The 23172-nt window shown below is 36.2% G+C and carries 23 protein-coding genes; 2 read left to right on the top strand and 21 right to left on the bottom strand.

The window, feature by feature from the left end; all coding sequences use genetic code 11:
- Window positions 1–105: 105 nt before the first annotated feature.
- From dnaB to AN964_RS20245, 10 genes are all read right to left on the bottom strand, one after another.
- On the bottom strand, window positions 106–1470 hold the full coding sequence (gene dnaB, locus AN964_RS20200; RefSeq protein WP_055741614.1) for a replicative DNA helicase: 1365 nt from the start codon (window positions 1468–1470) through the stop codon (window positions 106–108).
- A 358-nt stretch (window positions 1471–1828) separates the two neighbouring features.
- Window positions 1829–2278, bottom strand: coding sequence for a 50S ribosomal protein L9 (gene rplI, locus AN964_RS20205; RefSeq protein ID WP_055741615.1), 450 nt, complete (start codon window positions 2276–2278; stop codon window positions 1829–1831).
- The gene (locus AN964_RS20210; protein WP_055741616.1) at window positions 2275–4248 is read right to left on the bottom strand and encodes a DHH family phosphoesterase; all 1974 of its coding nucleotides are present in this window, start codon (window positions 4246–4248) and stop codon (window positions 2275–2277) included. Before AN964_RS20210 ends, rplI begins: the two co-directional genes overlap by 4 nt.
- A 22-nt stretch (window positions 4249–4270) precedes the next feature.
- The gene (locus tag AN964_RS20215; RefSeq protein WP_055741617.1) at window positions 4271–5209 is read right to left on the bottom strand and encodes a YybS family protein; all 939 of its coding nucleotides are present in this window, start codon (window positions 5207–5209) and stop codon (window positions 4271–4273) included.
- Window positions 5210–5604: 395 nt separating this feature from the next.
- Window positions 5605–5844, bottom strand: a complete 240-nt coding sequence (gene rpsR / locus AN964_RS20220) for a 30S ribosomal protein S18 (protein WP_055741618.1) — start codon at window positions 5842–5844, stop codon at window positions 5605–5607.
- 34 nt (window positions 5845–5878) lie between these two features.
- Window positions 5879–6376: a single-stranded DNA-binding protein gene (gene ssb, locus AN964_RS20225; RefSeq protein WP_055741619.1), complete on the bottom strand. Its 498-nt coding sequence runs from the start codon at window positions 6374–6376 to the stop codon at window positions 5879–5881.
- A 73-nt stretch (window positions 6377–6449) separates the two neighbouring features.
- On the bottom strand, window positions 6450–6737 hold the full coding sequence (gene rpsF, locus AN964_RS20230) for a 30S ribosomal protein S6 (protein WP_055741620.1): 288 nt from the start codon (window positions 6735–6737) through the stop codon (window positions 6450–6452).
- A 339-nt stretch (window positions 6738–7076) separates the two neighbouring features.
- Window positions 7077–8177: a redox-regulated ATPase YchF gene (ychF, locus tag AN964_RS20235; protein WP_055741621.1), complete on the bottom strand. Its 1101-nt coding sequence runs from the start codon at window positions 8175–8177 to the stop codon at window positions 7077–7079.
- Window positions 8178–8466: 289 nt separating this feature from the next.
- Window positions 8467–8664 carry a DUF951 domain-containing protein gene (locus AN964_RS20240; protein ID WP_055741622.1) on the bottom strand — a complete coding sequence of 66 codons (198 nt, stop codon included), beginning with the start codon at window positions 8662–8664 and terminating at the stop codon, window positions 8467–8469.
- Window positions 8665–8667: 3 nt separating this feature from the next.
- Entirely contained in the window at window positions 8668–9567 is a 900-nt protein-coding gene (locus tag AN964_RS20245) for a mechanosensitive ion channel family protein (protein ID WP_055741623.1), read from the bottom strand.
- Window positions 9568–9986: 419 nt separating this feature from the next.
- Here AN964_RS20245 and yyaC point away from each other — a divergent pair, with 419 nt between their 5' ends.
- On the top strand, window positions 9987–10610 hold the full coding sequence (gene yyaC, locus AN964_RS20250; protein WP_055741624.1) for a spore protease YyaC: 624 nt from the start codon (window positions 9987–9989) through the stop codon (window positions 10608–10610).
- Window positions 10611–10981: 371 nt separating this feature from the next.
- On the opposite strand, the gene AN964_RS20255 is transcribed toward yyaC, so the two are convergent.
- The 11 genes from AN964_RS20255 to rpmH form a co-directional block, all read right to left on the bottom strand.
- Window positions 10982–11695 carry a DUF554 domain-containing protein gene (locus tag AN964_RS20255; RefSeq protein ID WP_055741625.1) on the bottom strand — a complete coding sequence of 238 codons (714 nt, stop codon included), beginning with the start codon at window positions 11693–11695 and terminating at the stop codon, window positions 10982–10984.
- A gap of 196 nt (window positions 11696–11891) precedes the next feature.
- Window positions 11892–12755 carry a ParB/RepB/Spo0J family partition protein gene (locus AN964_RS20260; RefSeq protein ID WP_055741626.1) on the bottom strand — a complete coding sequence of 288 codons (864 nt, stop codon included), beginning with the start codon at window positions 12753–12755 and terminating at the stop codon, window positions 11892–11894.
- Window positions 12748–13509, bottom strand: a complete 762-nt coding sequence (locus AN964_RS20265; RefSeq protein WP_055741627.1) for a ParA family protein — start codon at window positions 13507–13509, stop codon at window positions 12748–12750. The genes AN964_RS20260 and AN964_RS20265 overlap by 8 nt, the downstream gene beginning before the upstream one ends.
- Before the next feature lie 232 nt (window positions 13510–13741).
- Window positions 13742–14608, bottom strand: coding sequence for a nucleoid occlusion protein (gene noc, locus AN964_RS20270; RefSeq protein WP_055741628.1), 867 nt, complete (start codon window positions 14606–14608; stop codon window positions 13742–13744).
- A 136-nt stretch (window positions 14609–14744) separates the two neighbouring features.
- Window positions 14745–15461 carry a 16S rRNA (guanine(527)-N(7))-methyltransferase RsmG gene (rsmG, locus tag AN964_RS20275; RefSeq protein WP_055741629.1) on the bottom strand — a complete coding sequence of 239 codons (717 nt, stop codon included), beginning with the start codon at window positions 15459–15461 and terminating at the stop codon, window positions 14745–14747.
- Between the two features lie 14 nt (window positions 15462–15475).
- On the bottom strand, window positions 15476–17374 hold the full coding sequence (gene mnmG, locus AN964_RS20280) for a tRNA uridine-5-carboxymethylaminomethyl(34) synthesis enzyme MnmG (protein ID WP_055741630.1): 1899 nt from the start codon (window positions 17372–17374) through the stop codon (window positions 15476–15478).
- A gap of 30 nt (window positions 17375–17404) precedes the next feature.
- Window positions 17405–18790 (bottom strand): tRNA uridine-5-carboxymethylaminomethyl(34) synthesis GTPase MnmE, encoded by a 1386-nt coding sequence (gene mnmE, locus AN964_RS20285; RefSeq protein WP_055741631.1) that lies wholly within the window; start codon window positions 18788–18790, stop codon window positions 17405–17407.
- 257 nt (window positions 18791–19047) lie between these two features.
- Window positions 19048–19665, bottom strand: a complete 618-nt coding sequence (gene jag / locus AN964_RS20290) for an RNA-binding cell elongation regulator Jag/EloR (protein WP_055741632.1) — start codon at window positions 19663–19665, stop codon at window positions 19048–19050.
- On the bottom strand, window positions 19662–20438 hold the full coding sequence (gene spoIIIJ / locus AN964_RS20295) for a YidC family membrane integrase SpoIIIJ (RefSeq protein WP_055741633.1): 777 nt from the start codon (window positions 20436–20438) through the stop codon (window positions 19662–19664). Before spoIIIJ ends, jag begins: the two co-directional genes overlap by 4 nt.
- A complete protein-coding gene (rnpA, locus tag AN964_RS20300) occupies window positions 20435–20812 on the bottom strand; it encodes a ribonuclease P protein component (protein WP_055741634.1) in 378 nt (125 codons plus the stop codon). Before rnpA ends, spoIIIJ begins: the two co-directional genes overlap by 4 nt.
- A 239-nt stretch (window positions 20813–21051) precedes the next feature.
- Complete coding sequence (gene rpmH / locus AN964_RS20305) at window positions 21052–21186, bottom strand: 50S ribosomal protein L34 (protein ID WP_055741635.1); 135 nt, start codon at window positions 21184–21186, stop codon at window positions 21052–21054.
- Window positions 21187–21784: 598 nt separating this feature from the next.
- Here rpmH and dnaA point away from each other — a divergent pair.
- Window positions 21785–23131 carry a chromosomal replication initiator protein DnaA gene (gene dnaA, locus AN964_RS20310; RefSeq protein WP_055741636.1) on the top strand — a complete coding sequence of 449 codons (1347 nt, stop codon included), beginning with the start codon at window positions 21785–21787 and terminating at the stop codon, window positions 23129–23131.
- Window positions 23132–23172 lie beyond the last annotated feature (41 nt).

Genomic DNA, 23172 nt, shown 5'->3' on the forward strand with positions numbered 1-23172 from the left:
GTCAACCAAAACACGAACAATAATAGATTAATATTCTAAATTTATTCGTATATTTGTTGAAATTTGCCTATAAAAAAAGGAAACTGGCAATATACCAATTTCCTCTTATGCACCAGCAGGAATTCCTGCATCATCAAATCTTCTTTCTAAATTAACAAATTTATTATATTCCTTCACAAACGCTAAAGAAACTGTTCCAACCGGGCCGTTACGTTGCTTCGCAATAATAATTTCTATGATATTTTTATTCTCCGATTCTTTATCATAGTAATCATCACGATATAGGAAGGCAACGATATCCGCATCCTGCTCGATACTTCCCGATTCACGAATATCAGACATCATTGGACGTTTATCTTGACGCTGTTCTACACCACGAGATAACTGTGACAATGCAATAACAGGTACTTCTAATTCACGTGCCAAAGCTTTTAAAGAACGGGATATTTCGGAAACCTCTTGTTGCCGGTTTTCATTTGATCTTCCGCTTCCTTGAATTAATTGCAAATAATCAATCAAAATCATTCCCAGACCATGTTCTTGCTTCAATCTGCGGCATTTAGAACGTATTTCATTTATTCGGATCCCCGGCGTATCATCGATAAAAATACCTGAGTTAGATAAACTTCCCATTGCCATGGTTAGTTTCCGCCAATCCTCATCTGTTAAGGAACCAGTTCTTAAATTTTGGGCATTTATATTTCCTTCTGCACAAAGCATACGCATCACGAGCTGCTCTGCACCCATCTCGAGACTAAAAATCGCTACATTTTCTCCAGCCTTTGTTCCTACATTTTGAGCAATATTTAAAGCAAAGGCTGTTTTCCCCACAGATGGACGGGCTGCCACAATGATCAAATCATTTCGCTGAAAACCAGCAGTCATGCTATCAAGCTCTGTAAACCCAGTTGGAATACCGGTAATATCGCCCTTTCGATTATGAAGAAGCTCAATATTATCATAAGTACGGACAAGAACATCTTTAATATTATGGAATGCTCCGGCATTTTTGCGGTTAGCAACCTCCATAATGCTTCTTTCGGCTTCACTGAGCAATTCATCTACTTCATCTTCTCTAGTATAGCCATCTGTAGCAATGGTTGTTGCTGTCCTAATTAATCTTCTTAGTAGTGATTTTTCCCCTACGATTCTAGCATAATACTCAATATTTGCAGCCGTAGGAACAGAACCTGCTAATTCACTTAAATAACTGATACCCCCGACATCCTCCAGTTGTTTGGACGCGGCTAATTCTTCCGCAACCGTTACTAAGTCAACTGCTTTCCCCGCATCATTAAGCTTTAAGAAAATGTTGAAAATTATTTGATGGGCATTTCGATAAAAGTCCTCTGGAATTAAAATTTCCGAAGCTGTAATAAGTGAAGATGGTTCAAGAAATACAGCACCTAAAACTGCTTGTTCCGCTTCAATATTCTGAGGCGGCATACGATCCGCAAATAAATCACTCATATATCCTAACCCCCTAATCATCTACGGAATAATAAAAGCGCAAGCGCCTTGCCCATCGGCGTACGGATTTCGTAGTCGCTCCCCTCGAGATAAAGGAAACCGCGCTGAGGTAGTTCACCAGCTGATGTTGACTTATCTTAGGGAGGAGACGTAGAAATCCGTACGCCGATAGGCGCTGGAGCTAGACAGAATCTATATTTGTTAGATAATTTTATAATAAAAAAGCCCTGCACACACTAAACAAAAAAATGTGATCAAATAACAAGACCACATTTATAAAAATCACATGTTGAATGGTTCTTCCATTCATACGACTATTCTATTTTATCATGAACTGATATTTTTGTAGCTGGCAATTTTAACTTTCTTCTGTAACATGCACATTTAATGTAGCTGTTACATCGGAATGCAATTTTACAGGTACTTTTGTGTATCCCAACGCACGAATGGCATCATTTAATTCCATTTTACGCTTATCAATTTGTATTTTATGCGTTTTCTTAAGCTCTTCTGAAATTTGCTTACTTGTGATGGAACCGAATAATCTTCCGCCATTACCGGATTTTGCTTTAAGTTCAACTGTAATTTTTTCTAAAACCTCTTTTAGTTTTTTGGCTTCTTCTAATTCTTCTTTTGCCAGTTGTTGTTCTTTCTTCTTTTGTGCTTCCAATCCCTTTAAATTAGCATTTGTAGCTTCAACAGCTAGTCCTTGCTTTATCAGGAAATTGTGAGCATAGCCATCTGCTACATTTTTTGTTTCACCTTTTTTTCCTTTGCCTTTTACATCTTTTAAAAAGATTACTTTCATGATTTGGTGCTCCCTTCTATATATTCATCAATTGCCGTCTTTAACATTTGCTCGGCTTCTTCAATTGTCACATCTTTTAATTGGGTAGCAGCATTGGATAAATGGCCGCCACCCCCTAATGCTTCCATTATAACTTGAACATTCACATTTCCCAAGGAACGTGCACTGATTCCTATTTCATTTTCTGCTCTCTTTGTAATCACAAACGAGGCAGTTACTCCGTCCATCGTTAATAATGTATCCGCAGCTTGTGCAGTAACAACGGGATCCGTTTTTTGTTCATTGTCACCTTTTGCTATCGCAATACCTTTTGAATAAAATTTTACCGTTTCAATAAGCTTTGCTCTTTTTACATACGTATTAATATCTTCCTTCAAAAACTTTTGAACTAAGACAGTATCCGCACCTAAAGCTCTTAAATAGGATGCTGCATCAAAGGTTCTCGAACCGGTTCTTAATGTAAAGCTTTTCGTATCTACAATAATTCCCGCAAGAAGTGCAGTCGCTTCCAACATATTTACCTTTTCATTTTTAGGCTGATACTCAAGCAGTTCCGTTACTAATTCTGAGGTGGAAGAAGCATATGGCTCCATATAAACCAGCAAAGGATTTTTTATAAAATCTTCCCCTCTGCGATGGTGGTCGATCACCACAATATTTTCAATCTTTTTGATTAATTTTTCTTCAATGACAAAAGATGGCTTATGCGTATCGACGATTACTAATAATGATTCCTCTGTGGCCATTTCTAAAGCCTCTTCAGGAGATATAAAACGAGTAAGCGTATCTGGATGCTGTTTTACTTCTTCAATTAACCGTTTGACCCCTGTGTCAATTTCAGATTCATTAATAACAATATATGCTTCCTTTTGGTTCATCTGGGCCACTTTACGTATTCCAATTGCTGCCCCAACCGCATCCATGTCCGGATACTTATGACCCATTACAATAACTTTATCACTTTCCAGCATTAATTCCCTTAATGCATGCGAAATGACGCGTGCCCTCACCCTTGTTCGCTTTTCTACAGGGTTTGTTTTACCGCCATAAAATTTTACTTTGCCATTTAGTTGCTTCATCGCTACCTGATCCCCACCACGCCCCAGAGCAATATCTAAGCTCGACTGGGCAAGTGCGCCTAGATCAGGTAATATGGAAATTCCGGAACCAATCCCAATACTTAATGTTAGTGGGACATTTTGTTTTGCTGTTGTTTCCCGAACCTCATCTAAAATGGAGAATTTATCCTTTTCTAACTCCCGTAATATTTTTTCATTAAAAATAGCGATAAACCGTTCAGAGGAAATCCTTTTTAAAAAGATGCCATACACGGTTGCCCATTTATTAAGAATCGAGGTGACTAAACTATTTAGACTGCTGCGAGTTTGATCATCCATGCCTTGTGTCAGTTCATCATAGTTATCTAAAAAGATTATGGATATAACAGAACGTTCATCCAAATAGTGTTTCTCAATTTCCATTTGCTCTGTAACATCAAAGAAGTATAAGAGCTTTTCTTCTAATTTTAGAATCACCTGATACTTGCGATCATTAATGGTAACCGTCTCAGAATCCATTTCCTGTTTAATCAAAGGAACCAATGTTTCTGCCACATCATAAAGTGACCTACCTACAAGCGTATCCTCATTAAAGCAGGAAGCCATGAATTGATTTGTCCATTCAATAAAATAATCATCATTTATCAGCATAATCCCTATCGGCATTTCCATTAAAGCCTCTTCCCCGACTCGCTTAACCCGGTAGGAGAGAGTGGAAATATATTCTTCAATATCCTCATGGGATTTTTGTTCAAATAGAAAAGCAAAATAAAATAAAATTCCTAATAAAATAATTGCAATTACAGAAATCCACCAATAGAAAATCGCTACAACACCTAAAAGGGCTAATGATATCGCGATTAAGCCATATAACGGATATCGAACCATTCGCTTACTAAAATATGAAGGCATGTAATCAGCTCCTTTAAGTGAATCATAATCCTTTTAGTTTACTTCTTATGTCCATACCTAAATCGATTATACCTAATATCAGGATAACAAACATAGCTGGCGGAAAAAAGAACGAAAAGATTACAATCAAGGTATATATACCTTTTGACCATTTTTGCAGATGCCCGAAATAAAATACCAAAGAAAAACCTTGAATCAACATAAAAATTTGAAAAATAACTGCTAAATTCATCAATGCTGTTGCTACATAACTACCCGTTTTAGGGTGAATAACTAAAGATAAAAGCATGGTAATTAAATAATACCACAACACACTTTTTGGTAGTTGTATTTTATGAAAGGGCTCCCATTTAGGTACATTTACACGAAATCGTTTGGCAATAGGGAAGTTAATAATAATAAATAGCCATACCATCATAAATGAGATGATAACTAGCATAGCAGGAAATAAAGTTGTTAATAAAGATATTGCATTTTGTATATTTTCTAATGTTTGGTCAGTTTGTCCTTGACCAATAGCCTTTAATATATCGGCAGATCGATGAAATGACTCCTGAAGCTGTTCAGATATTTGTTGCAAATAGTTAATATTGAAAAGTTTTACCGACACAATATAGCCTAGGATATTAAATAATAAAAAGGTTAAGCTCGAAGCAATATAAATAATAAATTTCGATTTATTCATCTGTACAAGGTATCCCATAACGATTCCAGTCGCTCCAAAGATAATTGCTTTAGGAATCGATAATACCGTACCCATTAGCGCAGAAATCAAGATACTGGCAATAAAAAAGACAATGGAATATTTTAAAGGATGTTTTGCACTATATAGAAGAAATGGAAGGACAAGAAACATTGTAGCTATTATGAATAAGACAGGAATATACAAATAAATTAAAAACAGGACCGTATATACTGCAAGGAGCAGAGCCCCTTCCGTTATTACTCTGACATTTTTCACTTTTTCCCTACTTACCCCTTTCAAATTACCTATAAACCGACAAGCTTGGCTATATTTTACCATAAGATAGTGGATTAATAAAAAGCTCAAGTTTTATTCAAAACATTATCTACTTTTCTTTTTATTCTTACCGAAAAAAGCAATAAAATGTTGTAATGCATTTCAAATTTTGTAAATTCTCCAGACACTATCAAATAGTTATAGTGAAAATAAAAAGTACCCGGCTCATCGCCGGGTAACTATATAAAAGGGGGTAAAAAAGAAAGGCTATGCTGTTTGCCTACTGCTATACATTGTCCTTACATCCTTAATATAACAAGCAAACCTTAAAATTAAATTAAAAAACAATAAAAAACACAACAAGTTTTAAAGCTTGTTGTGTTTATATTTAAAAATTATTCACCTGAAACATATGGTAGTAATGCCATTGTACGAGCACGTTTAATAGCAATCGTTAATTTACGTTGGTATTTAGCGCTTGTACCAGTTACACGACGAGGAAGAATTTTTCCACGTTCAGAGATGAATTTTTTTAGTAAATCTACATCTTTATAATCGATGTGTGTAATTCCATTTGCTGTGAAATAGCACACTTTACGGCGTTTACGTCCGCCTCTGCGTCCACCTGCTGCCATTTTATTTCCCTCCTTTTATCTAAGAAAGTTCATATTAGAATGGAAGATCATCATCAGAGATGTCAATCGGTTGACCATCATTGGAGAATGGATCTTCATCCACGCGAGTATAGCCTTGGTTACGCTGTTGATTCTGATTACCAAATGAGTTGCCTTGATTTCTTTGGCCACCGCCATAAAAATCATTGTTGCCACCACGTTCAGGCGATGCATTTCTAGGCTCTAAGAATTGAACACTTTCTGCCACTACCTCTGTGACATACACACGTTTGCCATCTTGTCCTTCATAATTACGTGTTTGCAAACGACCATCAACGCCAGCTAGACTACCTTTTTTAAGAAAGTTAGCTACATTTTCCGCTGGTTTTCGCCAAACTACACAATTAATAAAATCTGCTTCCCTTTCACCTTGCTGATTCGTAAAAGTGCGATTTACAGCAAGTGTAAATGTGGCAACTGGTACTCCACTTGGAGTGTATCGTAAATCAGGGTCTTTAGTTAATCGACCCACTAAAACTACGCGGTTCATCATCAGAATCAACCCCTTCCCTTTAGCTCCTGTTTCACGTGAAACAAAAGTCTTTTATATAAAATTTCAACTAAAATTATTCTTCTTCTTTAACAACGATGTGGCGGATAATATCTCCGCTAATCTTAGCAAGACGGTCAAATTCTTGAACCGCTTCTGGGTTTGAGTTTACTTTCACTAGACGGTAGAAACCATCACGGAAGTCCTCAATTTCGTATGCAAGACGGCGCTTGCCCCAGTCTTTAGATTCGATGATTTCCGCACCTTGAGTTGTCAATACGTTATCAAAACGCTCAACTAAAGCCTTTTTTGCTTCATCCTCAATATTTGGACGGATAATGTACATAATTTCGTACTTTTTCATCTTTCTGTCACCTCCTTATGGACTATGCGGCCCTTTTTAAAAGGGCAAGGAGCAATGTATTTATACGTTCATTACTCACAAGTACAAATTATAGCATAACAATGACCTAAATGCAATGATTGTTCCGCTCTCACTCTTGGATAAGAATTATTATCTTTGTACATGTCTTTATTTTATAACAAACACATGTTCTTGTAAATATTATTTATTGAATTTTCCCAATATTTATTTACAACTTATGTATTTTGATAATAACTTGGTTTCGAGGATTCCAGTCCCCTAATGAACTGCTTTATGCGAAAACTATAAAAAGGCAGTGCAATTGCACTGCCCATTCCATTAAACATTAAACCTAAAATGCATAACATCTCCGTCTTGTACGAAGTACTCTTTTCCTTCGAGGCGAACTTTCCCGGCTTCTTTAGCAGCTGTCATAGACCCTGCCGCCATTAAATCATCATAAGAAACAGTTTCTGCTCGAATAAATCCTTTTTCAAAATCGGAATGAATTATTCCGGCACATTGTGGTGCTTTCATCCCTTTTCTGAATGTCCAAGCACGGACTTCCTGAACCCCTGCCGTAAAATAAGTAGCTAGTCCAAGTAAGCTGTAAGCCGCTTTAATTAACTGATCCAGACCTGATTCCTCAATGCCTAGTTCCGCTAAAAACATAGCTTTTTCATCATCCTCAAGCTCAGCGATTTCCTCTTCGATTTTTGCACAAATAACGATTACTTCAGCATTTTCCTCTTTAGCAAATTCTTTTACCCTTTGAACATATTCATTATTTGTCGGATCCGCAACTTCATCTTCCCCAACGTTCGCAACATATAATACAGGTTTACTTGTTAAAAGATGCAATCCTTTTACAAGTTTCAATTGCTCTTCCGTAAATTCTACCGAACGTGCTGGTTTATCAGCCTCAAATGCTTCTTTCAATTTCACTAAAATTTCATATTCTGCTACTGCATCTTTGTCTTTTTGTTTTGCTAACTTCTCTACCCTGCCGATTCTTTTTTCCACAGATTCAAGATCAGCAAGAATTAATTCAAGATTAATCGTTGTAATATCATCAATTGGGTCAACTTTTCCTGACACGTGAGTAATATTTCCATCAGCAAAACAACGTACTACATGACAAATAGCATCTACTTGGCGAATATGGGAAAGGAATTTGTTTCCTAACCCTTCCCCTTTGCTTGCTCCCTTTACAATTCCTGCAATATCTGTAAATTCAAATGCAGTTGGGACCGTCTTTTTCGGTTGAACAAGCTCTGTTAATTTATTTAAACGTTCATCTGGAACCTCAACAATTCCAACATTAGGATCAATCGTACAAAATGGATAGTTTGCAGATTCTGCCCCAGCTTTTGTAATTGCATTAAATAATGTAGACTTTCCAACATTCGGTAACCCTACAATACCCGCTGTAAGCGCCATACTTGGTCACTCCCCTAAAATCTATTTATTAGTTCATACATTCCTCTAGTCTCTTCGAAAAATAAACCTTTCACAATTATATGGATAATAGAAGAAAAGCGCAAGCGCCTTGTCCATCAACGTATGGATTTCGTAGTCTTTGACACAAGATTTAGGAAACACGGCGAGGGACGAGTCGATGTTGACTTATCTAAGGGAGGAAAAGGAGAAATCCACTAGCCGATAAGCGCAGTAGCTAGACGTTGACTATTTTTCATTTCATCCCTTCCAAAATAATAAAAAGCATGAATCACTCTTCATGCTTTACTAAAACTTTCTTCATTTTTCTAGAGAATTCCTTACGTGGGATCATGACACTATGACCACAGCCTTCACATTTGATCCGGATGTCCATCCCCATTCGAATGATTTTCCAGCGATTTGTTCCACATGGGTGTTGTTTTTTCATCTCGACTATATCATTCAGCCCAAATTCTTTTTGCTCCATATTCTATTCCCCCCTATGAACCCGATGATTATAATGGTCAGCATCTTCATTTCGAGAATACATAACAAGCTTTGGAAAAGGCGCTTTAATTCCGTTATTATCCAATGCCATCTTTATTTCCTTCCGCAGCATTCTTGCAATATACCAATGTCTCATTGGCTCCGTTTCTGCAATAACTCTTAACATTATATCGGAAGTGCCTAATTGTTGAACACCTAACAATTCAGGTGGATTAACTATTTCCTCATACTTATTTGACATAATTGGCAATAAATCCTCTATGACTTTTTCGGCTTTTTCAATATTGCCATCATATGGGATATTTATATCTACTACCGCAATACTATTATGAATGGAGTAGTTAGTAACCTCTGTAATTCTTCCATTAGGTAGAATATGCAATTCCCCGGTCCAGCTTTTAATCTTCGTTATTCGCAGCCCAATTTCTTCAACAGTTCCAACGTATTTTCCAATTCCAACATAATCTCCTACAGAAAATTGATCTTCAAAAATAATAAAGAAGCCGGAAATAATATCGCGCACAAGACTTTGTGCCCCAAATCCAACTGCCAATCCTACGATACCTGCCCCAGCCAATAATCCTTTTACATCAATTGTTAATAATGAAAGAATGGTAATTAATGCTACGAAATAAACGACATAGGTTACTATATTTTCAAGTAGTTTATGCAGGGTATTTTCTCTTCTCTCTGAAATACGGAGAGGCGATTTTGATCGTACTCTAAAAATATTCCGTATTGCTGCCTTTGCAATTTTAATGAAAATCTGGGCAACTACAAGAACGATGATGATTTTTAAAATAGTTTCTCCTATGTGGACCCATAAATCCTGATTAAGCAATTTAGCTGTAGCGCTAGTTAACACTTTTTCAAAATAATTCAAGAGACCACATCCTCCTGTTTACTCTCCAAATATTATTATTTTATCAGCATTTCACTTATTTTTGTATGGAAGAGACTTATTTATCCAACTACATATTATTATTGTGATATAAAAGTAGATTTCTTTACTCATTAAACTCAAATATCTCATTACTAACAATACGTATAAATATATTATTTTTCCATATTTCCCATACTCTATGTATAGAAAAATACTTTCCTCCGTATACTGTTAATACCATTAGGCTCTTTTCGTAAACTTTGTTGTTTTTTATGGTTAAATTTTATCGCTGGTATTTTTGTCTAAGGCTTTTTAAATTCGGAAAAGAACACGTCACCAATCTGTTTTTAGACTTAAAATCCTTCCGAAAAGCAACAATTTATTCGAAAACAGCCTACCATTAACAAGGGGTGGATAGTATGAATATTGGCAAAGGCCTATTTGATCGAAAAATAGAAGAAGTAAAAATTCCATATGATGATATTACTGCCAAAGGAACTGTTGCCAGGCATTTATTATCCATGCTGCCGGAAGAAATAGATGTTCCAATAATTATTGTTTGCATTGGAACCGACCGTTCAACAGGAGATTCTTTAGGACCACTTATTGGTACATTTCTTAAGGAAAAAGGAAAGTTTCCATTTCATATATATGGTACACTTGAGGACCCCATTCATGCCGTTAATTTAGAAGAAAAACTTCAGACCATTAATAATACATATGATCACCCTTTTATTATTGGGATTGATGCATGTTTAGGAAAGCTAAAAAGCGTTGGTATGATTCAAATTGGTGATGGACCGGTGAAACCCGGTGCAGGCGTAAAAAAGGAATTACCTTTTGTTGGAAACATGCATATCACTGGCATTGTGAATGTGAGTGGGTTCATGGAATTTTTTGTACTACAGAATACCCGCTTACATTTGGTTTTAAACATGGCTAAAACCATCGCGGACGGAATTTACCGAGCCAGTCTTTCCTATCGATATCAACATTCCTTATTAAAGTTAAAATGGAGTGAAAATCAAGAAAATACTATTTGATTTTTATCTATAAAAAGATACTTAGAAGATGGTTTATTTAATTTAATCCATCTTCTTTTTTTGTAAAATTTCCAATAGAAAATAAACTATAAAAATATTAATATAAAAATACAGCACAATATTTCTCTGGAAAGGTGGATTCCGGTGGCTCTCATTCATTGTCAGTGAATTTAATAACTCCGAATAGATAAAAGCTCATCGGTGTACGAATGAGTGAAAATTAGCATTGCAATTTCACCTTAGCAGTTTTGGACGCCAAATTCAGGAAAATAAGGATGCTGACTGATGATAGGGAGAAGAAGTAGAAAATCCGCTACCTGATGGCTGCTTGCGCTAGACAATATAAAAAAGGGGAGAAAAAAATTCCCCCTTTAAAAAAATAAATGATAAAAATGGATAATAGTTACAATAATTGCTACTACAAGGATTCCGGGCAATAAATTTGCTACGCGGATTTTCGTAATTCCCGTGATATTCAACCCGATGGCAAAAATCATAATTCCACCAGTTGCCGTCATCTCTTTAATAAATGAGTCCATTATTTCCTTTGGAACAAAGTGATCTATTTGAGTAGCGAAAAGTGCAATAATTCCCTCATATATAACAACTGGGATTACGGAAAAAATAACACCTATTCCTAAAGTGGTCGTAAGAATAAGCGCAGTAAAACCATCAATGATTGCCTTAGTATATAAAACATCATGATCGCCGCGAATGCCGCTATCTAATGCACCAATAATCGCCATTGCACCAATAACAAATATTAAAGTTGCATTGACAAATCCATCTGCAATACTTCCCTGGTTACTGGAGCCTATTTTCCTTTCCAGCCATTTTCCAAGTTGATTTAATTTATCCTCCAACGCCAATAATTCTCCTATAACAGCACCAAATACTAGACTTAAGATTACGATTAAAAAATTTCCGCTTTTAAATCCCATTTGTAAACCTAATACCATTACCGCTAAACCAATTGCATGCAGGACAGTCCCTTTTAATTTTTCCGGGATTCTATGTAATAGCTTACCTAACAACGATCCGACGATTATGCAAACCCCATTCACAATGGTTCCTAATAATACCATACCCTCACCCTCTTCTGCATGGCTGCTTTCATATAAATTGTTTAATTTATTTTAAATCTTAAATTAGATTAGTTTCGGGGCACCTTTTCTTAAAAAGGATACCCATTCTTAAGACGACTGAAGAAGTTTATAAGATTTTTTGACAAAAGCAACAATGTTTTAGAAAAGAGCCTTTGATACAGAAAGAAACCATCCGTTAGATGGTTTCTTTTTCATTTGAGTTGTCTAATAAATCTAGAATTCTTTGCAGGTCATCTTGTGAAAAAAATTCAATTTCAATTTTGCCCTTTTTCTTTGACTGTTTAATGGTAACAGTTGTTCCAAATCTTTCTCTTAAAAATGTTTCTTGTTCCCGAATGAAAATGTTTTTTTCTGCCTTTGGTTTCTTTGTTTCACGTGAAACATTTTCATTTATCTGCTGTACCAATTTTTCTAGCTGGCGAACATTTAATCCGTTCTTTATAACTTCTTCTACTACTGCATGAAGCTTGTCCTTATTCTTTAATCCTAGAAGAGCTCGGCCATGCCCCATCGATATCTCGCCATTTGAAATAAGATCTTGTATCTTCTTAGGGAGAACTAACAGCCTTAAGTGATTCGCAATATGAGGTCTGCTTTTACCAAGACGTTTTGCTAATTGCTCTTGTGTAAGATTTAGACGCTCCATTAGTGTATGATAGGCAGTTGCTTCTTCAATTGGAGTCAAATCCTCCCGCTGTAAATTCTCCAAAACAGCAAGTTCCATCATTTGTTGTTCATCGAGATCACGTACGACAACTGGAACTTTATCCAATTTTGCTTCTTTTGCAGCACGGTACCGTCTTTCACCTACAACAATTTCATAGCCCTTAATGCTTTTTCTTACGATGATTGGCTGTAAAATTCCATGTTGTAGAATCGATTCTTTTAATTCTTCAATTGCCTCCGGCTGAAATATTTTTCGAGGCTGATACGGATTTGGCCTTAGCTCTTTCAATTTTACTTCTTGAACAGCATCATCATTTTCGACATTAACATTCGCAAATAATGCATTAATTCCTTTTCCAAGTCCTTTAGCCATTCATCGCCACTTCCTTTGCCAAATCTAAGTAGACTTCTGCTCCCCTTGATTTAGGATCATACACTATAATTGGTTCACCATGGCTAGGTGCTTCACTTAAACGAACATTACGAGGAATTATAGTTCGATAAACTTTATCTTGAAAATATTTTTTAACCTCTTCTATTACTTGAATTCCTAAGTTAGTTCTGGCATCTAACATTGTTAGAAGCACACCTTCAATCATTAAATCGTGATTTAAATGCTTTTGTACAAGGCGTACTGTACTTAAAAGCTGGCTTAAACCTTCAAGTGCATAATATTCACATTGAACAGGAATCAAAACAGTATCAGAGGCTGTTAAAGCGTTTATTGTTAATAGACCTAATGATGGAGGACAATCAATAATGATGAAATCATAATCATCTTTTACCTCTGCTAAGGCACGTTTTAAGCGAACTTCTCTTGAAATGGTCGGAACTAATTCAATTTCCGCACCGGCTAATTGAATAGTTGCAGGCACAGAAAACAATCCTTCTACTGCTGTCGGTTTTACTACGTCTTTTATTTCAACATCGTCCACTAGAACATCATAAATACATTGCTGGACATCACCCTTATCAATACCTGCCCCACTCGTTGCATTGCCTTGTGGATCTGTATCTACAAGTAATACTTTCTTCCCGATGTATGCTAAGCAGGCACCTAGGTTGACAGAGGTAGTCGTCTTACCAACGCCACCTTTTTGGTTGGCAACGGAAATAATTTTGCCCAACGGATGTCACCTACCTTCAACTTCCTATTAAATTACAATCATATTATCTATTTTAACAAAATTTCCTCTAATAGTTCGTTTTTCGTGAAAAAAATATATTTCCAAATTCATATTTTTAAAATTATTTAAGAATTAGACCCTAAAGGTACGTGTTTGCGGAGATAAATAGACCTAATATTCATGTAAAAAAAAAGAGAAACTTACATCATAAGCTTCTACTAATCTGATAAATTTATTTATTACTTTTTGGGATCTTTATGGTTATTTGATAAAATTCATCAAACTCTTCTTCTTCTGAATCAAGCTTTATTCCGTTATCAGTCACCATTGATAATGATTGACGAATGGTATTAACTGCAATTCTCATATCTTTACTGAAGGCTTGTCTTCTCGGCTTTGGTTTTTTCTCTGGCTTATTTAGTAGCCTTACGACAGCATCCTCCGTTTGCTTTACATTTAAATTTTTGGCAATAATATCGTTTAATACCCGTATTTGTTTTTCTGGGTCTTTTAAAGGAATAAGTGCTCTTGCATGTCTTTCTGTAATTAACTTTTGTAATAATGCATCTTGAATTTCTTGTGGGAGCTTTAATAGACGCAGCTTATTGGCAACTGTCGATTGCCCTTTGCCAAGTCTTTGCGCTAATGCTTCCTGAGTTAGATTATGTAGATCCAAAAGCTTCCCATATGCGATTGCTTCTTCAATCGGCGAAAGTTCTTCGCGTTGTAAATTTTCGATTAAAGCAACGGAAGCTGTTTCGGTATCATTCAAATTTTTTACGATTGCTGGAACTGTATCCCATTCAAGCAATTGCATTGCTCTGAATCTGCGCTCACCAGCAATAATTTCGAATTGCTCAGGCTCGTATTCACGTACAACTATCGGTTGAATAATGCCATGAGTATGAATGGTACGTGCTAATTCCTGAATTTTTTCCTCGTTAAAAATCGTCCTTGGCTGGAATCGATTAGGAACAATATTTGAGATAGGAATTTTTCGAACTTCCTCTTTATCATTTTCTATTTCCGTCTCAAATTCTATCTCTACTTCTTCTTCCTTTTCGCTTACACCAAAAAAACGAGAAAAAGGATGCTTCATTTTCCTACACCACCTTTAAGAAACTCCCTACCTACTTATTCTCTATTATAAGACAAGTTCCTGCATTTTCGCGGGATATTTTTCGAGTTTTTCCAACATAATATGAAACTTCTATCGTACTATGTACCCACCACTATTATTCCAAGGGAAGTTTATTAGGTGTCCCTGGTTTACGAGGATACTTTGTTGGTGTCGATTTATCTTTTTTTACGATAATAATGTTCCGCTCACTTTCCTCGAACGGTAACGTAAAGGAATGGACCTCTTGCAGCTTTCCGCCAAGAATTTTAATGCCTTTCTGTGCAGTCTCCAGTTCCTCCTTAGCATTTGCTGCTTTCATCGCAACAAATGTTCCACCTACCTTAACCAAAGGTAAACATAGTTCACAGAGAACCGACATTCTGGCAACTGCTCTTGCAGTAACCATATCATATTTTTCACGATGTTCCTTATTTTTTGCAAAGGTTTCAGCCCTGTCATGATAAAAAAAGGTATGCTCTAGTTTTAATTCCTTTGCTAGATTGTCTAAAAACGTAATTCGCTTTTGTAAAGAATCTACAATAGAAACCTTTAAATCCGGGAAGCAAATTTTTAAAGGAATACTCGGGAAACCTGCTCCAGCACCTACATCACATAGATGAATGGGCTGATTTAGATTGACAAAAAAGGCAGCAGAAATAGAATCGAAAAAATGTTTTAAATATACATCTTCCTTATCTGTAATAGCCGTTAAATTCATTTTTTCGTTCCATTCCACTAATAACTCAAAATAACGTTCAAATTGGTGTAATTGATTGGAGGAAAGGGAAATCCCCTTTTCCTCTAGTTTTTGAACAAATTGTTCCACATTCATGTATGAATCATTCCTTATTCGTTATCTCCTGATACCTTTGCAATTTTTCCGTGTTCGATATAAACCAATAAAATAGAAATATCAGAAGGGTTCACTCCGGATATTCTGGAAGCCTGTGCAATGGAGATTGGTCGTATTTTATTGAGCTTTTGACGTGCTTCTGTAGCAATACCATTGATATCATCATAATCAATATTTTCCGGTATTTTCTTATCCTCCAGCTTCTTCAAGCGTTCCACTTGCTGTAATGATTTCTCAATATAACCTTCATACTTGATTTGAATTTCTACTTGTTCCTCTATTTCCTTCGGTAACTCTTTTTCAGAAGGAACGAGCATTTTTATATGCTGATAATTCATTTCCGGGCGCTTCAGAAGGTCTGATGCACGAATACCGTCCTTTAATTCGCTGCCTCCCACTTCACGGATAAGGCTTTGTGTCTCTTCATTTGGTTTGATAATAATCGAGCGAAGGCGTTCTTTTTCTTCCTCAATCGCCTCTTTTTTCGCCAAGAATTTTTGATATCTTTCCTCGGAAATGAGTCCTACTTTATATCCAATTTCCGTTAATCGCAAATCTGCATTATCATGACGAAGCAGTAATCGATACTCGGCCCTCGATGTTAATAATCGATATGGTTCATTTGTGCCTTTTGTTACTAAATCGTCTAATAATACCCCAATATAAGCATCTGATCTGCTTAAAATAATTCCTTCTTTTCCTAATGCCTTCCTTGCCGCATTAATTCCAGCCATTATTCCTTGACCAGCCGCTTCTTCATATCCTGATGTACCGTTGATTTGACCTGCAGTAAAAAGATTTTGAACAGCTTTTGTTTCTAAAGTTGGCCATAGTTGTGATGGAATAACTGCATCGTACTCAATCGCATATCCCGCTCTCATCATTTGTGCATTTTCAAGCCCTGGAACAGTTGCCAAGATTTTATGTTGAACCTCTTCCGGTAAACTAGTTGATAAGCCTTGGACATATACTTCCTCTGTATTACGGCCTTCCGGTTCTAGGAAAATTTGATGCCTTGGTTTATCGCTAAAACGGACAACTTTATCTTCAATGGATGGACAATAGCGTGCACCTGTACCTTTCACCATACCTGAAAACATCGGAGAGCGATGAAGATTTGCATCTATAATTTGATGGGTATGTTCATTCGTATAGGTCAGCCAGCAAGGCAATTGATCTGTTATATACTTTGTTGTTTCATAGCTGAACGCTCTAGGTTCCTCATCACCAGGTTGAATCTCTGTTTTACTATAATCAATCGTATGGCTGTTAACCCTTGGAGGTGTTCCAGTTTTAAAACGAACAAGATCAAATCCTAGGCTTTCAAGGTTTTCCGATAATTTTATCGAAGGTTGTTGATTATTTGGACCACTGGAATATTTCAAGTCGCCGATAATAATCTCACCGCGTAAGAATGTACCAGTTGTAAGAACAACAGTGTTAGAACGGTATACAGCACCAGTTTTGGTGATAACCCCTTTACAAGCACCATCTTCCACCACTAATTCTTCAACCATACCTTGCATTAATGTTAGATTTGGTTCATTCTCTAATGTTTTTTTCATTTCGTGTTGATATTGATGCTTATCCGCTTGGGCGCGTAATGCTTGAACCGCTGGGCCTTTACCTGTATTTAACATTCTCATTTGAATATATGTTTTATCAATATTTCTTCCCATTTCGCCGCCTAATGCATCGATTTCTCTTACGACGACACCTTTGGCAGGTCCGCCAATCGATGGGTTACAAGGCATATAGGCAACCATGTCAAGATTAATCGTAATCATTAATGTTTTGGCGCCAATTCTTGCAGATGCTAATCCCGCTTCACATCCTGCATGTCCGGCACCGACGACAATGACATCATATTGTCCTGCTTCATACTGTTGCATAATGGATTTCCCTCCTTACATCATCCATCTCTATTTTCCTAAACAAAATTGTGAAAAAAGCTGATTTATTAAGCCATCTTGAACACTATCGCCTATTATTTCACCAAGTAAATCCCATGTACGTGTTAAATCAATTTGAATAATATCAATTGGAGTTCCGATTTCGATTCCATTGATTACATCTTCAATAGCTTGTAGTGCCTGGCTAATTAACGCAATGTGACGACTGTTAGAAACATAGGTCATATCCTGTGCTTCGATAGATCCTTGAAAATACATAGCAGCAATTGCCTCTTCCAGCTCATCCACACCCTTATCCTCTAATAAGGATGTAGTAACAATCCTATGGTCCTTTGCAAGTTCCTTTACCTTTTCCATATCTATCTTTTGCTCTAAATCTGTCTTATTAATAATAACAATAACGTCCATCCCTTGAACGGCTTCAAAAAGCTGCTCATCCTCTTTTGTTAATTCATCCGCGAAATTTAAGACGAGGAGAATTAAATCGGCCTCTTTTAACACTTTTCTGGATCGCTCTACACCAATTCGCTCTACAATATCCTCTGTTTCGCGAATTCCAGCTGTATCCACTAATCGGAGCGGGACACCACGTACATTTACATACTCTTCTATCACATCACGTGTTGTACCGGGAATATCCGTTACAATTGCTTTATTTTCCTGAACAAAACTATTTAATAAGGATGACTTCCCTACATTTGGCCTACCAATAATAACAGTAGAAAGCCCTTCTCGCAATATTTTCCCCTGATGGGAAGTTTGTAATAATTTTTTTAACTCGTCCCGAATATAATGTGCTTTTTCCTTTAACATTTTGTGTGTCATTTCTTCTACATCATCATACTCCGGATAGTCGATATTAACCTCTACATGTGCGACTACTTCTAATATTTCTTGACGCAGCTTTTTAATGAGCTTTGATAATCTTCCTTCCATTTGCCCAATGGCCACATTCATTGCCCGATCGGTCTTCGCTCTTATTAAGTCCATTACTGCCTCAGCCTGTGATAAATCAATCCGTCCATTTAAAAAGGCTCTCTTCGTAAACTCACCTGGTTCTGCAAGTCTTGCACCAGAATATAATATTAGTTGTAAAACCCGATTTACAGACACAAGGCCGCCATGACAATTAATTTCCACTACATTTTCCCTTGTAAAGGTTTTTGGTGCCCGCATCACACTGACCATGACTTCTTCAATTACTTCATCTGTTCTCGAATCCACTATGTGACCGTAATGGATAGTATGGGAAGGAACATCCTTAAGCCTTTTTCCGTTAACACCTCTAAATACTTTATCAGCGATCATGATGGCATCATCACCGCTTAACCGAACAATTGCAATAGCTCCTTCTCCCATCGGAGTCGATATAGCTGTAATTGTATCTAGCTCCATTCACCTTCACCTCATTTCAAAAGAATTTTATACCTATATATTTAAAGAATGGAGTGCGTTCGTATTTATCCACAAAAAAAGAATTCAATGATTTCTATTTTAACTTATCCACATGTGAATAACAATAAATCTATACGAAAAGCGGAAACGTCTGTTCATCGACGTACAAACAGGAGGGCTTCGACGCAAGATGTAGAAACCTACCAGTTTTATGGTACAAAAAAAAGCTCTATGCTGCCCAAGCAGCAAAGAGCTTTTTACTTTGGAGATATAACCAGATATCTGTTCGGCTCAACACCTTCAGAATAGGTTTCTATTTGATCATTATTTGCTAAATGGCTATGAATAATTTTCCTTTCAAATGAAGGCATTGGTTCTAATTTTATTGGGCGTTTTGTACGAAGCGCTTTGTAAGATAACTTCCCGGCCAGTTGAATAAGTGCCTGTTCGCGCCTTTCACGATAATCCTCCACATTTAAGGTAATCGTAAAATATTGATTTGTATATCGGTTTGAAACAAGCTGGGTTAAATATTGAAGAGAATTTAATGTCTGCCCCCTTTTTCCAATAAGCAAGGCCATTTTCTCTCCAGATAATTTAAATTCAACTAATCGTCCATCTTGTACAACCTCTATCTTTGGATGGACTCCTAATTCCTTTGTTACAGCAAGCAAATATTTTTTTGCCTCTTCAATCGGATCCGGTTTCACTTGAACATGTACAGTAGCCGGTTTTGCACCAAATAATCCAAATAACCCTTTTTTTCCTTCATCAATGACACGGACATGAATGCGATCTTTTGTTGTGTTTAATTCTCTAAGAGCTGACTCGACTGCTTCTTCGACACTTTGTCCTGTAGCAGTAACTTCTTTCACCTTTTAGCTCCCCCCGATTTCCCAATAGTCGCTACTTCCTTTTTCATTTCTGGACCTTTTATAAAATAGGTCTGAATGATCATAAAAATGTTCCCGACAATCCAATACAATGGCAATGCCGATGGAAGATTCCAAGCTATTACAATAATCATGACAGGCATTACCCACAACATAACCGCCATTTGAGGATTTTGAGTTTGCGGTCCGGCCATCATGATCTTTTGCTGAATAAAAGTGGTGATACCTGCCAGAATAGCCAATACATAATCATTTGCTCCTAAATCAAACCAAAGGAAAGAAGAATCCCTAATATCAGGTGTACGATTAATAGCATGATAAAATCCGTATAAAATAGGCATTTGAATAACCAATGGCAGACATCCAGCTAAAGGGTTGACCTTATACTTTTGAAAAAGCTGCATGGTTTCTTGCTGGAGCTTTTGTTGTGTTGTGGCATCCTTTGAACTATACTTTTTTCTTAATTCCTGTAATTCTGGTTGAAGAATTTGCATTGCTTTAGAGCTTTTCGTTTGCTTAATCATTAAAGGTAAAATAACAAGACGAATTAAAATAGTAACAACAATAATCGATAATCCAAAGCTATTTCCAAATAAATGGGCTACCTTTATAATAAGCAGGGATAACGGATAAACAATATACTCATTCCAGAGCCCCTTACTCTCTGGAGTGATATCCTTATTAAATTCTGTACACCCTGCTAAAACTGAAATTAACCCGATAAGTAAAGCTGCAAGGAATAATTTCTTCTTCAATCCAACAGTTCCCCCCTATTTTTCTTAAAATATTCTCCCTTAATTACTTTTGCTATTTTTAGTACATGTTCTAAGCTTTTTTTCACTTCATGGAAATTCATTTCGGCCGCTGGTTTCCTAGCGATAATCACATAATCATATTCGCTCTCTATGTATGGGTACATCTCGTGAAATGCCTGGCGAATATATCTCTTTATTTCAACTCGTTTTACTGCCTTGCCAATTTTTTTACTTACTGATAAACCTATTCGGAAGTTTTTTTGATTTTCCTTCTTTAATATGTAAATAACAAATTGCCTATTAGCAAATGATTTTCCTTTTTTAAACACATATTGAAACTCTATGTTCTTTTTTATCCGATGCGCTTTGTTCATTTTCATCACCTGCATTTCAAAGGAAATTACACTTCCGCTTTTCGTTTTGTCTAGCTTCAGCGCCTATCGACTTGCAAACTTCCGGTCTCCTCCCTACGATAAGTCAACATCAGCTCGTGGACTACCTCCCTGTGTTTCCTTTATCTCAGTAGAAGCCCTACAGTTTGTACGTCGATGATCAAGGCGCTTCCGCTTTTCGTTTTTTATTTAAAAAAAAACCACTGAGACGTTTCAGTGGTCTAAGCTGATAATACTTTTCTTCCTTTACGACGACGGCTAGCTAAGACTTTACGTCCATTTTTTGAGCTCATTCGTGCACGGAATCCGTGAACTTTGCTTCTTTTACGTGCATTTGGTTGATATGTTCTTTTCATTCTATGACACCTCCTTCGAGGATAACATTTATTTCAGTAAAAGACAGTCCTTACAATTATAAAGATGAAGTAGAGCAATTGTCAACTGGTTGTTCCATTACCAAATTTTATCCCTTTTTTCGTAAAACAATAGTGTTGTGGATAAAATTTTCGACATTTTTTCTTATCCACAACATTTATTGACATGTTTTGAACAAATTATTTTCTTGTTAATAAATTTTTTCCACATAGTCTTGGTGTTGTGGATAATTTACAAATAGCATTGCGCCATCAATCATTATTTGATATGATAAATGTGTTTTTACTCTGAATACATCTTTTATTAAAATACATTTATCCACAGATGTGAATAACTTGTGGATAGTTTATATACAACGCTTGAATAAACTTGTCCACAAACAGTGAATAATGTCGAAATCTGTTTTTCTTTCCTTATTATATGTTTTTCCACAATGAATACAGTTGCATAATTATTAATCTATTATTTTTATAATAAAACAGTGTTACGTTCGATAAGAAATAAGAAAAGTAGATTTACATGAGACAGGCCATGCAAGCATTGTAATAACAAAATTAGTAGTTAAGGGAGGGTATGGTGTTGGAAAATATAACTGATCTTTGGAATAAAGCATTGTCGATTATTGAAGAAAAGATCAGTAAGCCTAGTTTTGAAACTTGGCTAAAATCAACGAAGGCTCATTCATTAAAGGGTGATACATTTATTGTCTCTGTACCAAATGACTTTGCCAGGGATTGGCTTGAAGGAAGATATGTACCTCTAATTTCAGGAGTTCTATATGATATTACTGGTGAAGAGCTTTCTGTAAAATTTATTATTCCGCAAAACCAAGAGGATCAAGATTTCCAAATTCCTATTTCTAAGCAAAAGAAATTAATAAATGAAGAACCCACTGAATCAAACCAAAATATGCTGAATCCAAAGTATACATTTGACACATTTGTCATTGGATCCGGAAATCGTTTTGCACATGCTGCCTCTTTAGCAGTTGCTGAAGCTCCGGCAAAAGCATATAATCCTTTTTTTATTTATGGTGGTGTAGGATTAGGGAAAACCCATTTAATGCACGCTATTGGCCATTATGTTATTGAACATAATCCTACAGCGAAGGTTGTGTATCTCTCATCTGAAAAGTTTACAAATGAATTTATTAATTCTATTCGAGATAACAAGGCAGAGTATTTCCGGAATAAATACCGTAACGTTGATATTCTATTAATAGATGATATTCAATTCCTTGCAGGAAAAGAATCAACTCAAGAGGAATTTTTCCATACTTTTAATGCATTACATGAGGAAAGCAAGCAAATTGTGATTTCCAGTGATAGACCTCCAAAGGAAATACCGACACTTGAGGATCGCCTTAGATCACGATTTGAATGGGGTCTAATTACAGATATTACACCGCCTGATTTAGAGACAAGAATTGCCATCCTTCGTAAAAAAGCGAAAGCAGATGGTCTTGATATTCCAAATGAAGTAATGCTCTATATAGCTAATCAAATTGATTCCAATATTCGTGAGCTTGAAGGTGCATTAATACGCGTTGTTGCTTATTCCTCTTTAATTAATAAGGATATCAATGCAGATTTAGCAGCTGAAGCATTAAAGGATATTATTCCTAGCTCCAAACCAAAGGTTATTACGATACTAGATATTCAAAAAAAGGTCGGGGAACAGTATAATGTAAAGCTGGAAGATTTCAAAGCGAAAAAACGAACACAATCTGTAGCATTCCCTCGGCAAATTGCAATGTATTTGGCCAGAGAACTAACAGATTTTTCTCTTCCTAAAATCGGAGAGGAATTTGGAGGCAGAGACCATACTACTGTAATCCATGCTCACGAAAAAATATCTAAAATGATCCAAAGTGACGGACAATTACAGAAAAAAATTGAAGAAATTCAAAGTATCCTAAAAAGCTAATGTTTTTTCTTTAGGGGATATTGTGAATAACATTACTAAAG

Source organism: Heyndrickxia shackletonii (genome assembly GCF_001420715.1).
Taxonomy (GTDB): Bacteria; Bacillota; Bacilli; order Bacillales; family Bacillaceae_C; genus Margalitia; species Margalitia shackletonii.

Excerpts from the sequence above, each read along its gene's own strand:
- dnaB (WP_055741614.1), bottom strand. The coding sequence starts at position 1,470 with ATGAGTGATTTATTTGCGGATCGTATGCCGCCTCAGAATATTGAAGCG.
- rplI (WP_055741615.1), bottom strand. The coding sequence starts at position 2,278 with ATGAAAGTAATCTTTTTAAAAGATGTAAAAGGCAAAGGAAAAAAAGGT.
- AN964_RS20210 (WP_055741616.1), bottom strand. The coding sequence starts at position 4,248 with ATGCCTTCATATTTTAGTAAGCGAATGGTTCGATATCCGTTATATGGC.
- rpsR (WP_055741618.1), bottom strand. The coding sequence starts at position 5,844 with ATGGCAGCAGGTGGACGCAGAGGCGGACGTAAACGCCGTAAAGTGTGC.
- ssb (WP_055741619.1), bottom strand. The coding sequence starts at position 6,376 with ATGATGAACCGCGTAGTTTTAGTGGGTCGATTAACTAAAGACCCTGAT.
- rpsF (WP_055741620.1), bottom strand. The coding sequence starts at position 6,737 with ATGAAAAAGTACGAAATTATGTACATTATCCGTCCAAATATTGAGGAT.
- ychF (WP_055741621.1), bottom strand. The coding sequence starts at position 8,177 with ATGGCGCTTACAGCGGGTATTGTAGGGTTACCGAATGTTGGAAAGTCT.
- AN964_RS20240 (WP_055741622.1), bottom strand. The coding sequence starts at position 8,664 with ATGGAGCAAAAAGAATTTGGGCTGAATGATATAGTCGAGATGAAAAAA.
- yyaC (WP_055741624.1), top strand. The coding sequence starts at position 9,987 with ATGAATATTGGCAAAGGCCTATTTGATCGAAAAATAGAAGAAGTAAAA.
- AN964_RS20255 (WP_055741625.1), bottom strand. The coding sequence starts at position 11,695 with ATGGTATTATTAGGAACCATTGTGAATGGGGTTTGCATAATCGTCGGA.
- AN964_RS20260 (WP_055741626.1), bottom strand. The coding sequence starts at position 12,755 with ATGGCTAAAGGACTTGGAAAAGGAATTAATGCATTATTTGCGAATGTT.
- noc (WP_055741628.1), bottom strand. The coding sequence starts at position 14,608 with ATGAAGCATCCTTTTTCTCGTTTTTTTGGTGTAAGCGAAAAGGAAGAA.
- rsmG (WP_055741629.1), bottom strand. The coding sequence starts at position 15,461 with ATGAATGTGGAACAATTTGTTCAAAAACTAGAGGAAAAGGGGATTTCC.
- mnmG (WP_055741630.1), bottom strand. The coding sequence starts at position 17,374 with ATGCAACAGTATGAAGCAGGACAATATGATGTCATTGTCGTCGGTGCC.
- mnmE (WP_055741631.1), bottom strand. The coding sequence starts at position 18,790 with ATGGAGCTAGATACAATTACAGCTATATCGACTCCGATGGGAGAAGGA.
- rnpA (WP_055741634.1), bottom strand. The coding sequence starts at position 20,812 with ATGAACAAAGCGCATCGGATAAAAAAGAACATAGAGTTTCAATATGTG.
- rpmH (WP_055741635.1), bottom strand. The coding sequence starts at position 21,186 with ATGAAAAGAACATATCAACCAAATGCACGTAAAAGAAGCAAAGTTCAC.